Source organism: Botrimarina mediterranea, from assembly GCF_007753265.1.
In the GTDB taxonomy this organism is placed as follows: Bacteria; Planctomycetota; Planctomycetia; order Pirellulales; family Lacipirellulaceae; genus Botrimarina; species Botrimarina mediterranea.
On the sequence record NZ_CP036349.1, the window covers coordinates 1,635,670 to 1,648,917 of the forward strand.

Below are 13,248 nucleotides of genomic sequence, written 5' to 3' on the forward strand. Positions count from 1 at the left end.
CAATGGTGGGCAATATCAGGAGAGACGATCAATGCGTCAGCGGAATCGATGGAGTGGTCTCGCACGGGTCGCCGTGCTGATGTTCGCCGCCTTGGCAGGGGTCTTGTCGCTGAGCGGTCGAGCCTTGGCCCAAGCGCCGGCTGACTCCCCGGGAGTTGCAACGGTTGCTGGTTCTTCAACGCAGACCGTAGCGATTGTCTGTTGGTCGATCGCCTTCATCGGCGCCATGACGGCGTTGGTGCAAGCGAGAAAGTTCTACGTCACGATGATCGCAGCCGACCCCGGCTCCGAACGCAATCAAGAGATTGCTGGCTTTGTGCAGCAAGGCGCCAACGCTTATCTGCAGCAGCAATACCGAGTCGTGGCGGTGTTTTTCGTAGTCGTCGCATTGCTGCTCGCTTGGGCCGCATTTGGGCTTAAAGTGCAGAGCGAGTTCGTGCCATTCGCCTTCCTCACAGGCGGATTTTTTAGCGGCTTGGCCGGTTGGTTTGGTATGAAGACCGCCACGGCCGCCAGCAATCGCACCGCCGCCGCAGCAGAGAAGTCGCTTAACCAAGGCTTGCAGGTCGCCTTCCGTAGTGGCGCCGTGATGGGTCTCACGGTGGTTGGCCTCGGCCTGACCGACATTTGCCTGTGGTTTGCCTTTCTCTATTGGGTCTGGCCCGCCTTGGGCATGGCCCCGCTATCGATCTCGGAGATTTCCGTAACGATGGTTTGCTTCGGAATGGGCGCAAGCGCCCAGGCACTATTTGCCCGCGTCGGCGGCGGCATCTTCACCAAGGCGGCGGACGTTGGCGCCGACCTGGTGGGCAAGGTCGAGCAGGGCATCCCCGAGGACGACCCGCGTAACCCGGCCACTATCGCTGACAATGTTGGCGACAATGTGGGCGACGTCGCCGGCATGGGAGCCGACCTGTACGAGTCCTACGCCGGCTCGATCCTCGCTGCCTCGGCGTTAGGCGCCGCCGCGTTCGTTGACCCGTCCCTCTCTCCCGCGGATTGGACCACGGACAACGCGCAGATTGCGGCGATGATGCTGCCGATGGTGATTGCCGGGCTCGGCATCTTTGTGTCGATCTTCGGCATCTACCTTGTGAAGACGGATGACGACGTTAGTCAAAAAAGCCTGCTTCAGGCACTGGACAAAGGCATCAGTCGAGCGACCTATCTCGTAATCGCCGCCGCGATCGCCGCGGCGTATTTTCTGATGCCTAGCACAGCGCAGACGACGTTCTTTGGCATCCCTGGGGTGGCGTTCAGCGTCGTCTTTGGGGCAGCCGCTGGAATCGTGATCGGCAAGTGGACGGAGTACTGCACCAGCGATGAGTACTCGCCGACCAAGAAGCTGGCTGACCAAGCCGTCACAGGACCGGCCACGATCATAATTAGCGGCATCGCCAATGGCATGATGAGCGTCTGGCTGCCGGTCATCACGGTATGCGTCGCCACGATCCTCTCGTTTGGTTGCGCGACCGGTGGGCAGTTCACCGACGTCAACATTTTCTCGCTAGGCCTCTACGGGGTTGGCGTCGCCGCCGTCGGCATGCTCAGCACCCTCGGCATTACGTTGGCTACCGACGCTTACGGCCCGATCGCCGACAATGCCGGAGGTAACGCCGAGATGGCCGGGATGCCCGCCTACGTCCGTGAGCGGACCGACGCGTTAGACAGCCTCGGCAACACCACTGCCGCGACCGGTAAGGGATTCGCCATCGGATCGGCCGCCTTAACGGCGCTCGCCTTGCTAGCCGCCTACATCGAAGGCGTGCGGGTGGGGTTCGACCGCTGGGGAAAGGACTTCGCGGAGACGACATTCGCAGCGCAGGGCGCCGATGCCTTCCAGTCGGGATGGTACAAACTGTCCGATCGCTTTGTCGTCAACATTCAGCAGGACAGTGCCGATGGAGCGTCGGCCGGCAAGCCGAAGGTTTCTCCCTTCTTGATCATGCCATCGCAGTTGCGTGGGTCCGATCTCGTTGATCGATGGATCGCGATGCCTGTCGAGTCTCGACTGCCAGCCAGTTCTTCAGAGATAGAAGTGGGATACGGCGATCTCATTGATATTCCGACGGGTGACGGGGAGGGTGGCGTTGTCTGGAAGCCGAGCAACACCGAGCTCACGCCGCTCTCAGCGATGACGCTCCCCGATTTCAACATCTATTTCGACGCGACGCTGATGAACCCCAAGGTGCTGATCGGCCTCTTCGCCGGGGCGATGGCGACTTTCGTGTTCTGTGCGATGACCTTGAAGGCGGTCGGTCGAGCGGCTCAGGGCATGGTGGAGGAGGTCCGCCGGCAATTCCTTGAGAAGCCCGGCATCATGACGGGCGACGATATGCCCGACTACGAGCGTCCCGTAGCCATCAGCACTATGGCGGCCCAAGCTGAAATGATCGGCCCCTCACTGTTGGGAATTCTTCTACCCGTTGGCGTGGGCATGGTTCTTGGCGTTGCCGGCGTGCTGGGCTTGCTGATCGGAACCCTCGTTTGCGGTTTCTGCGTGGCGGTCTTTATGGCCAACTCCGGCGGCTCGTGGGACAACGCTAAGAAATACATCGAAGCCGGCGCTCACGGAGGCAAAGGGACCGCAACTCATAAGGCAGCGGTCGTCGGCGATATGGTGGGCGATCCGTTCAAGGACACTAGCGGCCCGAGCTTGAACATCCTCATCAAGCTTATGAGCATGGTGAGCGTGGTCATGGCAGGCCTTATCGTCCGCTACAGTTTGGCCTCATTGGGCTGGTTCTAGCCGCCAGCGAAGCGACGTGAACCTGGAGGACCGCGATACCGTCTTGCGTGTGTCGCTGGGGAGCAACTACACTGTGGATCTCTCGCAGCTACGGAGGTGTGGCTGAGTGGTCGAAAGCACCGGTTTGCTAAATCGGCGTAGGGGTCCCCCCTACCGCAGGTTCGAATCCTGTCGCCTCCGCTTAGCGCCCAATTAGCCCCCGGTCATTGACCGGGGGCTAATTTTTTGACCTGGGGGCTGATGCGGCGGGCGCCCCTCTGGTGATCCAAGTCCGGCATTCTTTGCCGGCTTTTTTATGCCCGTTCCGATAATCTCCCACCCGCGGCTGCTTTGCGCCCCCGCGCCTATGCGTGATACTCTGGAGTCCCCTGTCCCCGCCCGCTCTGCGTCTCCGCGGCTCTGCGCGAGACCCGAACCCCCAACAGCGATTTGCCGATGGCGACCGACCAGCGACTCCGGCGTGAGATCGATGACCTCGGCCGTATTTTTGGCGACACCGTCCGGCGGTTTGCCGGCGACGGGGCCTTCGAACTGGTGGAGTCGGTCCGCCGGCTCGCCCGGCGGTTCTGTGACGGCGACCTAGCCGCCGCAGACGAGCTGGACGCGCTGCTCCGCGGGCTGACAGCTGACCAGTTACGGGTGCTGACCCGTTCGTTTGGCACGTTCCTCGAACTTGCAAACCTCGCCGAGGATCGCCAGCGCGTCCGCTCGCTCCGCGACCGCGAGCGCGACGAGCACCCCAACCCCCGCAAAGAATCGATCCTGGACGCGGTGCGCAAGCTCAAGGAGCTGGGCGTCCCCGCCGAACAAGTCGCCGAACTGGTCGAACGCGTCCACGTCGAGCTCGTCTTCACCGCCCACCCGACCGAAGCGAAGCGCAAGAGCATCCGCGGCAAGCTCCGGGTGCTGCGGCAGATCTTGCTACGCCTCGATACACATACGCTCACGCAGCGTGAGGAAGAGTCGCAGCGCGACCTCGTGCGGCGTGAGATCGAGAAGCTCTGGCAGACCGACATCATCCGGCCGACGCGGCCGACGGTGATCGAAGAGGTCGATCGCGGCCTGTCGTTCATGCCCGTGATCTGGGACACGGCGCCGCAGATCGTCGGCGAATTGCGCGAGGCGGTCGCCGAGGTTTATCCCGACGTGGCGGTCGCGACGAGCGGCGTGCTGCGGTTCGGCTCGTGGATGGGCGGCGACCGCGACGGCCATCCGTATGTGACGCCCGAGATCACCGAGCAGACGCTCGGCTATCTGCGGAAGGCGGCCCTCGAGCGGCACTGGAAGACATGCGATGCGCTGATCACGTCGGTGAGCATCTCGGTTCGCCAGGCGCCGCCGCTCGATGCGCTGTTCGAGCCGATCGCCGCGGCGTGCGCCAAATGGCCGGAACTGCCGGACTTGCTCGAACCAATCCCGCCGCTGGAGGCGCCACGGCGTTGGCTGCGGATCGTCGGTTGGCGGATCGAGCAGACGCTTGCGGACGCGCCGGAGGGACTGGGGCCGTCCCCCGTTTATCGCTCCGCCGAGGAACTCGCTGCCGATGTGCGACGGGTGCGTGACGCGTTGGTGGAGTCGGGCGACCTCGAGGTCGCCGAGACCGAGATCGACCCCTGGCTCGACCAGATCGCCACGTTCGGCCTCCACATGGCGCGGCTCGACGTGCGGCAGCACTCGGAGCTGTACGCCGGCGTGATGGTCGAGGTGTGGCGCGCGATAGGCCTCGTCAAGCCGGACGAAGCGATCGATGAGGACCGCCGTTGCGAGCTGCTGGTCGAGACGCTGCCGATCGCGGCGAACCTCGACCCGGTGGGCCTCTCCGATACGGCCCAAGAGACGCTCGAATTGTTCCGCGTGCTGCGCCGGGCGGCGCGGCGGCACGGCATGGCGTGCCTCGGCGGGCATGTCGTGTCGATGACGAAGCACGCCAGCGACCTGCTGACAATCCTCTGGCTCTGGAAGTGGAGCGAGCGCGTCGATGGCGGCGCCCCCGAGGACCCATGCCTCTGCCTGCCGGCGATCCCGCTCTTCGAGACGATCAGCGACCTGGAGTCGGCGACCGAGATCCTCGGCAAGGCGTTGGCGACGCCCGCCTATCGCCAGCACGTTCGCGATTGCGGCGACCGCCAGACTGTGATGATCGGCTACTCCGACAGCACCAAGGACGGCGGTTACCTCGCCGCGGCGTGGGCGCTGCAGAGCGGGCAGATCGCCGTCCACGACTTGGCGGAGAAGCACGGCGTCGATGTGACGTTCTTCCACGGCCGCGGGGGCTCGCTCGGTCGCGGCGGTGGCCCGGCGGCGCGGAGCATCCTGTCGCTGCCGCCCGAGACGTTCGACGGCTCGCTGCGACTCACCGAGCAGGGCGAAGTCCTCGCCGAGCGTTACGACGACCCGGCAATCGCCCACCGGCACTTGGAGCAGGTGATCTGGGCCGTGCTGATGGCGACGACCACGCCGCCGCCCAAGCCCACCAGCGGCTACCGCGAACAGATGCAGCGGATGGCGGAGGCGTCGCTCGCCGCGTACCGCGAGCTGGTGACGCACCCGGCGTTCGTGCGGTTCTTCCGGGAAGCGACGCCGATCGGCGAGATCGAGAACCTGCCGATCGGTTCGCGCCCCGCCAAACGGAAGAAGGGGGACGCCATCGAAGACCTCCGCGCGATCCCCTGGGTCTTCGCCTGGACGCAGTGCCGCTGTTTGCTGCCGGCCTGGTACGGCCTCGGCGCCGGGCTCGAGGTGCTGCTGGCGGAGAAGGGGGGGCAGGAGACGCTCCGCCAGATGTACGAGCAGTGGCCGTTCTTCCGGGCGACGATTAGCAACGCCGAACTCGCTTTGGCGAAGTCGAACCGCCCGGTTTTCGACCGTTACGCCAAGAACTCCGCCGCCGACGCCGGCATGGCCGAGATCGCCGAGTTGCTCGACGCCGAGTACGAACGGGCCCGTCGGACGCTCTTGGCGGTGACCGGTGAACAGGAGCTGCTCGATACGGTTCCCTGGTTGAAGGAGTCGATTAAGGTCCGCAACCGCTACGTCGATCCGCTCAACCTGATTCAACTCGAAGTGATGCGCCGTATCCGTGAGACGGCCGATCCTCCCGAGGAGCTACGGCATTTGTCGCAACTATCGATCAAGTGTGTCGCGGCGGGGATGCGTACGACGGGGTAGGGGGGCTCGCTCGCAAAATAGTTAGGCAAAATTCGTGGCGCTACTCCGTGCGCTAACGCATCCCGGCTCGCTGCGCAACGTTAGACAAGCCTTCGCTGGCGCAGTGAGCCGGAACGCGTCAGCGCCCGGTGTGATCCACCAAACCGCTACCCATCCTGCCTCAACTCCATCAGCATGCTCTCCGAAGTCATCACCATCGCCGCCGTGATTCTCGCCCGCATCGGCATCCAAACGAGCGGCGCTAGCTCGCCGCCGCCGGCGATCGTTGAGCTGCTGCTGCTGGGCTGTCTTGGATTCGCGGTCTACTCATTAGCGACGCGCATCAGCCGCCGCCGTGCGGAGACGCTGACGCGGGGCGGGTGGTGGGGCTTCGACGCCTACCTGCTCGAGCTGCTAACGCCGCTGGCGATCGCATTTGGATTAGCGCTCGCGGTGTGGACGATCAACCGCGCGGAGCTTGGGCAGAAGCTCGGTGGCTACGGCGCCGTGCTGGTGCTGCTGCTCGTCACTTCCGTCGGCGTGAAGCTCGTTACCGAGACCACCCTCTACGCCAAGATCGGCGGCGAACCATCGCCGCGACAGGACCACGCCAAACGCTTGGTTGGCCCGCTCGCGGGCAGTTCCAAGCTGCGATACACGCTGGGAATCTTCGGCGGCATCATCTTGCCACTCGCGGCGCAGCTGCTCGCCGGCGGCGCCAAGAACATCCCACCCACCGTTGCCGCAGGTCCATCGGCGGTGATGGCCGTGCTCGCTTTGGTTTGCCTTGTGCCGGGCGAACTGCTCGAACGTCGGTTGTTCTGGAGGGCTCAGTTCGGCCACGAAGAGGCGCAGAAGGCACAACATGTCGCCTAGCTGCTCAGCAGCGGAAAGAACCGACCGCTGAGCGGCTCGCCTCGGGGGACCGCATCAACGCCCTCCAAGAGTGGCGAATCTTGATCACTGACCGTACCGTCGCGGACGACGTTGAGCACGATCGCCCGTCGGGGGCGGTCGCTGCGGTTCTCGTAACTGCCGTGCAGCATCAGCGGATGGTGGAAACTCGCCTCGCCGGCGCGCATCTCGCATGGCGCCGGTTGGAACTCAGCGAGCTGATCGGAAGTGAGCACCGAGCGGATCGCCTCCATGTCGCCGGCGAGCTGTGGACGCGGCAACAGTGGCCAGCGGTGCGAGCCCGGCACGTAGTGCACGCAGCCGTTGTCGAGCGTCGAGTCATCGAGGCCGATCCAACACGTGAGGTGCTGCATGGGCACGGTGCGGGTCCAATAGCTGTAGTCTTGGTGCCACGCCACGACGCCGCCGTCGTGGGCGGGCTTGCAGAAGAGTTGATCGTGCCAAAACCGTATGGGCCCATTCAGCAGCCGCTCGGCGGCGGCGACGAATGTAGGACTCCACAAGATATCGTGTAGCGCCGGCCGTAGCCGCCAACCGCCAAGTGCGTGGAACAGAGTCGTTCCGGCGTCGCTCGATTCGTTGGCATGGTGTTCGTACCAAAGCTCTCGACCAGAGTGCTCAGGCCGCATCAAGTCGGCGAGTTCGGCCCGTAGAGACTCGATCTGTTGGTCGGTGAGAAGCCGAACGCCGCCAATAAAGCCGTCCGATTCAAACGCGGCTACATGGTCCGCCGAGAGTCGTGTAAGCGGCTCGGCGCCGAAGAGGCCCGTGATTGGGCCGTGACGATGCGACAAGTCGTCCGCCATGGATCCCTCGCTGGTTGATGATTCCAACAAGACGATCTTACCACAACACAATCAGCGGTTGATCACTGGTGGCAACAGTCGTGGGAAGCTCGGCGGGCCCGACAGGGCTTCTTGCCGGGTGACAGCGGGCTCAAGCGGCGTGATATCCGTTTCCGGAGACGGCTGCGGCAGTTGTGGCGTAGCCGGCGCCGCCTGCGCGACGGCGATTGGTTCTGACTTAGTCGGTTCTTGATCGGCAAGCGCCTCAACAGAAGGCGCGTCGAGTTTCGCTAGGGCTTCGCGGGCGGCGCCCAATGAGGGCTCGATCTGGATTGCCTTCTCGAGGTGCGTCTTGGCGTCGGCCACTTTGCCGCCCCGGGCGAGGAGTTGGCCGACGTTGTAATGAGCAGCCGCGGGGCTGCCGACGGCTTGGAGGTGCGAAAGCGCTTCGTCAGTCTTGCCCAACTCGACGAGCACCGTTGCGATGTTATTACGGTAGAGCTGCTTGTCAGGCCGCATCGTGATCGCCTGCCGCAGAATGGCCGCCGACGGTTCGAGCTTTCCTTGTCTTGCCAAACAGAGGCCGAGGTCGTTGACCGACGCGGCGCTGGTGGGGTCGGCGGCGAGCGCCTGGCGGTACAGCTGCTCAGCAGCGATAAGCTCGCCAGCGCGGTCTTTGGCGTGGCCCTGCTCACGCAGGGAACGAGCCTCGTCAGCGGGCGTCGACGTAGCGCCGATACTCGGCGAGATCTGATTCATAGGTGTCCGCGGCGCTTGTCGGATAGGTGTCGTGTCCGAAGGCGTCGATACTGCCGGTATTGCAACGCCGCCGAAGCCATGCCAAGCGCTGTTCATCGCCGGTGGCTGCTTTGCGGCAAAGGCCGCGTTGGTGGCCGAGGGGCGAGTCGCCGTGCCGGCAGGTTTGGCCAGCTGCGCCGAGCTCATCGGCGGCTGGTAAGCCAGGATCGGCGATGGCGAAGCCTCGGGTGGCGGCGCCTGTTCGGTCGGCTTATCGCGGAACCACTTGGTTGCCCACGAGAATGGCCCCTTCTCAGCCGGCGCCGACTGGGACGGCTGCGCGCCCGACGGCAGCGTGTGCAACATCGAAGCCGGCGCCGCGGCGGCGTCAATCGCCGCGAGCGACATCGTGGCGGCGATCGCCGCGGTCAGGTGATTTCGCACAGTGGCTCCCCCCCGGGTCTGCCGCCAGTCGTGGCGACGTGTGCGTGTTTAGCGGTAGTAACTTGATGTCGCCGAGCTACTCCGAAACGCCGCCCGTCGTTGGGGCGGGCAGCGTTGGTGTCGGCATGTTCTCGCGGAACTGGGTGTTGACGAAGTCCACCGTCACTGCCGGCCGGCCGTCTGACACGAGATTCGTTTCGGTCACCTGCGGCGTCATGCCGTCGTTGACGACTTGCGTTGAGAAGTCGTTGATCGTGGCGATGCGGTTCTGTGTGATGTCCGCGTCGAGCGAACGTTCAACGAAGACCTGCCGATGCTCGGGCGGCGCCTGCGTGAGGATCCACTGGACGCGGAGCTTGCCGGCCTGCGTGAGCTCGGTGCAGTCCGCATTGAAATGGTGGCTACCGAGCAGGTTCTGCCGGCGCCAGCCGTTGCGGATCATGATGTCAAACGGCGTCGCCGTCGCGTTACGATCTTGCTCGACGAACTGGGCAGGCCAAGCGTTCTGCTCTTCGCGACGCTCTTCGAGATAGCAATAGAACTCACCAAGCCAGAAGGCGTCTGCGGGGACGGCCGCGGCGAGGGCGGCGGCAGCTAGCAGGGTCCGCTTCATCATTCGCTCCGTCCGTGGAACACGCCCGACCAGAACCGGGCCCCGGGCCTCGCGCTCCCAGCGCGTGAATGCCCCTGTCCTTGGGGTATCGGTCCCCACAAGCGCCGGCTACGGAGCTTCGAGAATGACCGGAGAGGGCGACTCAGATTGCCCAGCTTTCTTACTGCTAGCGACGGACTTCGTCGAAACTAGTCACTTGAGCATGCATGGCCATTTGAACGCCCTGTTAGCCTAAAATGTCTTGGCCCTCAGCCCAGCGTTTGGTGCTCAACCGCTGCCATTCATGGCGGGGAACATCTCGTTGATCATCGTGATCGCGGCCGGTCCCACCAGCACGACGAAGATTGCCGGGAAGATGAAGATCACCAGCGGGAAGATCAGCTTCACCGCGGTCTTGGCGGCCTTCTCTTCGGCCATCTGACTGCGGCGTGTCCGCATCGAGTCACTTTGCACGCGTAGTGCCTGGGCGACGCTCGAACCGAACTTGTCGGCCTGGATCAGAATCGCCGCCAATGCCTTCAAGTCATCCACGCCGGTACGCGAGCCGAGCTCCGATAGCACCTCGTTGCGTGGCGAACCCATCTGCAACTGCAAGTTGCACAGGGCGAACTCCTCGGCGAGGACGCCGTAGGATTTGCGCATCTCTTCACTTACCTTCCGCATCGCCTGGTCGAGACCAAGGCCCGCCTCGACGCAGACGACCATCAGGTCCAGCGCGTCGGGAAGGCCGTAGAAGATGTTGTCCTGGCGCGACCGCTTCATGAACCAGACGGCGACGTCCGGCAGGAAGAACATCACGCCCGCGGCGGCGACCGTGATAATCGCCGCGTCGACGGTCAAACCCTTGGTGAAGTAAGCGGCGCCGCCCCCGGCGAGGAAGCCAAAGCCGAGGCACAACAGCTTAGTTCCGAGGAAGACGCTGATCGAAGACTCGGTGCGGAAGCCGGCATGCGCGAGCCGCTGCTTGAGCTTGCCCGCCTCTTCCTTGGTCTTCGGTTGCAGCGGCGCAGCGATGGTCGGCGTGGCACGCTCGATGAGCTTCGCCATTTTGTCCGATTGCTTGCGTTCACGACCCGCATTGCGACCGCCCGGGTCGCGTAGCTCTTCGAGCCGCTCGCTGGTGCGTTCGTTCCCCGATCCACCAAAGAACTCCAATGCAAACCACATCGCTGCGGCCACCGCGCCGAACACGGCGAGTTTGACCATCAGAGCGGTGGACATGAGGGCGAGGACCATGAGTCAGCAGTGGGCAGTGGGCAGTGGGCAGGAAAGTTCAGCAGAGAGTGGAGGGGTCCTTGGCAAGACTGCCGACCGCCCACCGTCCACTGCTGACTCCGTCATATCCTGATATTCACGATTTTCTGAATGACAACCGCTCCTAACAGCTGCATCACGATTCCGCCGATGAGCATTTTCTTGCCCAGGTCGTCGGTGAAGAGCAGCATTAGGTAGTCGGGGTTCATACGGTAGACGGCGGCGAACAGTGCGGGCGGCAGCGCTAACAGCACGATGCCCGACAGGCGGCCTTCGCCGGTCAACGCTTGGACCTGGCCCCAGATCTTGAAGCGTTCGCGGATGAGGCGGCCGATCTTGTCGAGGATCTCCGCCAAGTCGCCACCGGTCTGACGCTGCAAGACGACCGCCGTGGCGAAGAACTTGAGGTCGAGGTTTGGGACGCGTTCGGTGAGGTTCTCGAGAGCTTCTTCGAGCGGCATGCCGAGATTCTGCTCCTCGAAGCAGCGGCTGAACTCCTGGCAGATCGGCGGCGACATTTCGGCGCCAACGAGGTTCATGCCCGCGCCGAGGCTATGGCCGGCACGCAGGGCGCGCGAGATGAGCTCGAGCGCCTCGGGGAGCTGGGCGGCAAACCGCTTCATGCGGCGCTTCCGCTTCATGATCAGCCACGCGAACGGGATGAAAACGAAGACGGCTGAACAGATCGGGGCGAACTTGATCGGTAAACCGAGCGTTGTCGGCGCAAAGAAGCCTATCAAGGCCGCTCCGACGCACGCCATCAGGAACTGGCTGACGCTGAACGACACGTCCGCCTGCAGGAACAGTCGCTCGAGATTCAGGTGGTTGGCGATCGCTTGCTCGAAGGCGCCGGCGCCGCGGTCCCAAGTCTGGGCCAGCAGTTCGGTGTCACTCTTTCCCTTCTCCTTGCCGCCGCGGCCAAGGCCGCCCTTACCGGTGGTAAGCGCGCTGAGTCGGTCCTCGACATCGGCTTCTTTGTCGCCCCCCCAAAGCATCGCCACAGCAATCACCAGTCCAGTGACGCCGCCGAAGACCAGAAGGGAGATAATGAGGGGAGACATGGGAGTGCGCGGTGGGCAGTAGGCGGTGGGCAGTGTTGTGCTTGCAGCAGGCTGGCGGTGACCATCGACTTACTGCCGACTGGCCGCCGCCCACTGCCCGCTAGTCCTGCATCATCACTCGTTCGCGGAACGTGCTGGCGGGGAGGCGGATGCCGGCTTGTTCGAGGCGGTCCATGAAGCTCGGGCGGATGCCGGTCGAGACGAAGCGGCCGATCGCCTTGCCGTTCTGGTCGACGCCGGTCTTCTCGAAGCGGAAGATGTCTTGCATGACGATGGTGTCCTGCTCCATGCCGAGCACTTCGGTAATGTGCGTCACCTTACGAGGCCCACCCTGCAAGCGGTTGGCCTGCACGATCAAGTTCACGGCGCTCGCGATCTGGGTCCGCATCGCCTTGATGGGCATCTCGAAGCCTGCCATCATGATCATCGTCTCGATACGGGCGATGGCGTCGCGCGGCGTATTGGCGTGGCAAGTTGTTAAAGAGCCGTCATGGCCGGTGTTCATCGCCTGGAGCATGTCGAGCGTCTCGCCGCCACGACACTCGCCGATGATGATCCGGTCGGGTCGCATACGCAGCGAGTTCTTCACGAGCTCCGTGGCGCTGATGCGGCCCTTGCCTTCGATGTTCGGCGGGCGGGTCTCGAGCCGCACGACGTGGTCCTGCTGGAGCTGGAGCTCCGCGGCGTCCTCGATCGTGACGATGCGGTCGTCGTTGCTGATGAAGCTCGACAGCGTGTTGAGCAGCGTCGTCTTACCCGAACCGGTACCGCCGGAGATAACGATGTTTAGCTTGGCCTTCATCGAGGCTTCCAGCAGCATCACCATCTCGGGCGTGAGGCTGCGGTAGTTTAGGAGGTCCTCAAGCTTCAGCGGGTTCGAGCCGAACCGTCGAATGGTCACGCTCGGGCCGTCGAGCGCCAGCGGCGGGATGATCGCGTTCACACGCGAGCCATCCGGCAATCGCGCGTCCACCATCGGGCACACTTCGTCCACGCGTCGTCCAACGCGTGACACGATGCGGTCGATGATCTGCATCAGGTGTTTATTGTCGCGGAACGTCACCTGTGTCTTAACGAGCTTGCCGCTCTTTTCAACAAAGACAGCCTTCGGACCGTTGACCATGATTTCGCTGATCGACGGGTCCTTCAGCAGCATCTCCATCGGCCCGAGGCCGAAGGTCTCGTCGAGCACTTCTTCAACGAGACGGTCGCGCTCTTTACGGTTGAGGAGCGTGTCCTCCGAGTCGCACAGGTGCTCGACGACCAGCCGGATCTCACGACGCAGCACGTCCCCTTCAAGCTCGCCGACACGTGACAAGTCGAGCTTATCAACGAGTTTCGAATGGATGCGGCGCTTGAGCGTTTCAAACTCGAGGTCCTTCTCCTGTGCGGAGAGGGCAACCGAGGCGGGGGTGTTGAGTTTTGTCATTGCGGTGGCGGCAAGCAGTGTTTCGCAAACTCATCTAAACGCCGCTCCCAGAGGGCGGCGCGGATTTGTCCGCAAAAGCGTAGCTCACCCACGACGCCGCGGCGCGAGAACCG

Annotated in this window: 9 protein-coding genes and 1 tRNA gene; 4 read left to right on the top strand and 6 right to left on the bottom strand. The window is 63.7% G+C overall.

The window, feature by feature from the left end; all coding sequences use genetic code 11:
* Positions 1-31 precede the first annotated feature (31 nt).
* The 4 genes from Spa11_RS06485 to Spa11_RS06500 all read left to right on the top strand — a co-directional run bounded on the left by Spa11_RS06485 (position 32) and on the right by Spa11_RS06500 (position 6,772).
* Positions 32-2,749 (top strand): sodium-translocating pyrophosphatase, encoded by a 2,718-nt coding sequence (locus Spa11_RS06485; protein ID WP_231933170.1) that lies wholly within the window; start codon positions 32-34, stop codon positions 2,747-2,749.
* Between the two features lie 92 nt (positions 2,750-2,841).
* Positions 2,842-2,929: transfer RNA gene (locus Spa11_RS06490), tRNA-Ser, on the top strand.
* A 255-nt stretch (positions 2,930-3,184) separates the two neighbouring features.
* Positions 3,185-5,917: a phosphoenolpyruvate carboxylase gene (gene ppc, locus Spa11_RS06495; protein ID WP_145109615.1), complete on the top strand. Its 2,733-nt coding sequence runs from the start codon at positions 3,185-3,187 to the stop codon at positions 5,915-5,917.
* Positions 5,918-6,091: 174 nt separating this feature from the next.
* Positions 6,092-6,772, top strand: a complete 681-nt coding sequence (locus Spa11_RS06500; protein ID WP_145109618.1) for a hypothetical protein — start codon at positions 6,092-6,094, stop codon at positions 6,770-6,772.
* On the opposite strand, the gene Spa11_RS06505 is transcribed toward Spa11_RS06500, so the two are convergent.
* The 6 genes from Spa11_RS06505 to Spa11_RS06530 form a co-directional block, all read right to left on the bottom strand.
* Positions 6,769-7,617: a phytanoyl-CoA dioxygenase family protein gene (locus tag Spa11_RS06505; protein ID WP_145109620.1), complete on the bottom strand. Its 849-nt coding sequence runs from the start codon at positions 7,615-7,617 to the stop codon at positions 6,769-6,771. The genes Spa11_RS06500 and Spa11_RS06505 overlap by 4 nt on opposite strands.
* A 51-nt stretch (positions 7,618-7,668) precedes the next feature.
* On the bottom strand, positions 7,669-8,778 hold the full coding sequence (locus Spa11_RS06510; RefSeq protein WP_145109623.1) for a tetratricopeptide repeat protein: 1,110 nt from the start codon (positions 8,776-8,778) through the stop codon (positions 7,669-7,671).
* Between the two features lie 76 nt (positions 8,779-8,854).
* Positions 8,855-9,394: a hypothetical protein gene (locus Spa11_RS06515; RefSeq protein WP_145109626.1), complete on the bottom strand. Its 540-nt coding sequence runs from the start codon at positions 9,392-9,394 to the stop codon at positions 8,855-8,857.
* 264 nt (positions 9,395-9,658) lie between these two features.
* Complete coding sequence (locus tag Spa11_RS06520; protein WP_231933172.1) at positions 9,659-10,612, bottom strand: type II secretion system F family protein; 954 nt, start codon at positions 10,610-10,612, stop codon at positions 9,659-9,661.
* Positions 10,613-10,728: 116 nt separating this feature from the next.
* On the bottom strand, positions 10,729-11,706 hold the full coding sequence (locus Spa11_RS06525; RefSeq protein ID WP_145109632.1) for a type II secretion system F family protein: 978 nt from the start codon (positions 11,704-11,706) through the stop codon (positions 10,729-10,731).
* 100 nt (positions 11,707-11,806) lie between these two features.
* Positions 11,807-13,135, bottom strand: coding sequence for a CpaF family protein (locus Spa11_RS06530; protein WP_145109635.1), 1,329 nt, complete (start codon positions 13,133-13,135; stop codon positions 11,807-11,809).
* Positions 13,136-13,248: the final 113 nt, after the last annotated feature.

Excerpts from the sequence above, each read along its gene's own strand:
- Spa11_RS06525 (WP_145109632.1), bottom strand. The coding sequence starts at position 11,706 with ATGTCTCCCCTCATTATCTCCCTTCTGGTCTTCGGCGGCGTCACTGGA.
- Spa11_RS06530 (WP_145109635.1), bottom strand. The coding sequence starts at position 13,135 with ATGACAAAACTCAACACCCCCGCCTCGGTTGCCCTCTCCGCACAGGAG.
- ppc (WP_145109615.1), top strand. The coding sequence starts at position 3,185 with ATGGCGACCGACCAGCGACTCCGGCGTGAGATCGATGACCTCGGCCGT.
- Spa11_RS06520 (WP_231933172.1), bottom strand. The coding sequence starts at position 10,612 with ATGTCCACCGCTCTGATGGTCAAACTCGCCGTGTTCGGCGCGGTGGCC.
- Spa11_RS06505 (WP_145109620.1), bottom strand. The coding sequence starts at position 7,617 with ATGGCGGACGACTTGTCGCATCGTCACGGCCCAATCACGGGCCTCTTC.
- Spa11_RS06500 (WP_145109618.1), top strand. The coding sequence starts at position 6,092 with ATGCTCTCCGAAGTCATCACCATCGCCGCCGTGATTCTCGCCCGCATC.
- Spa11_RS06485 (WP_231933170.1), top strand. The coding sequence starts at position 32 with ATGCGTCAGCGGAATCGATGGAGTGGTCTCGCACGGGTCGCCGTGCTG.
- Spa11_RS06515 (WP_145109626.1), bottom strand. The coding sequence starts at position 9,394 with ATGATGAAGCGGACCCTGCTAGCTGCCGCCGCCCTCGCCGCGGCCGTC.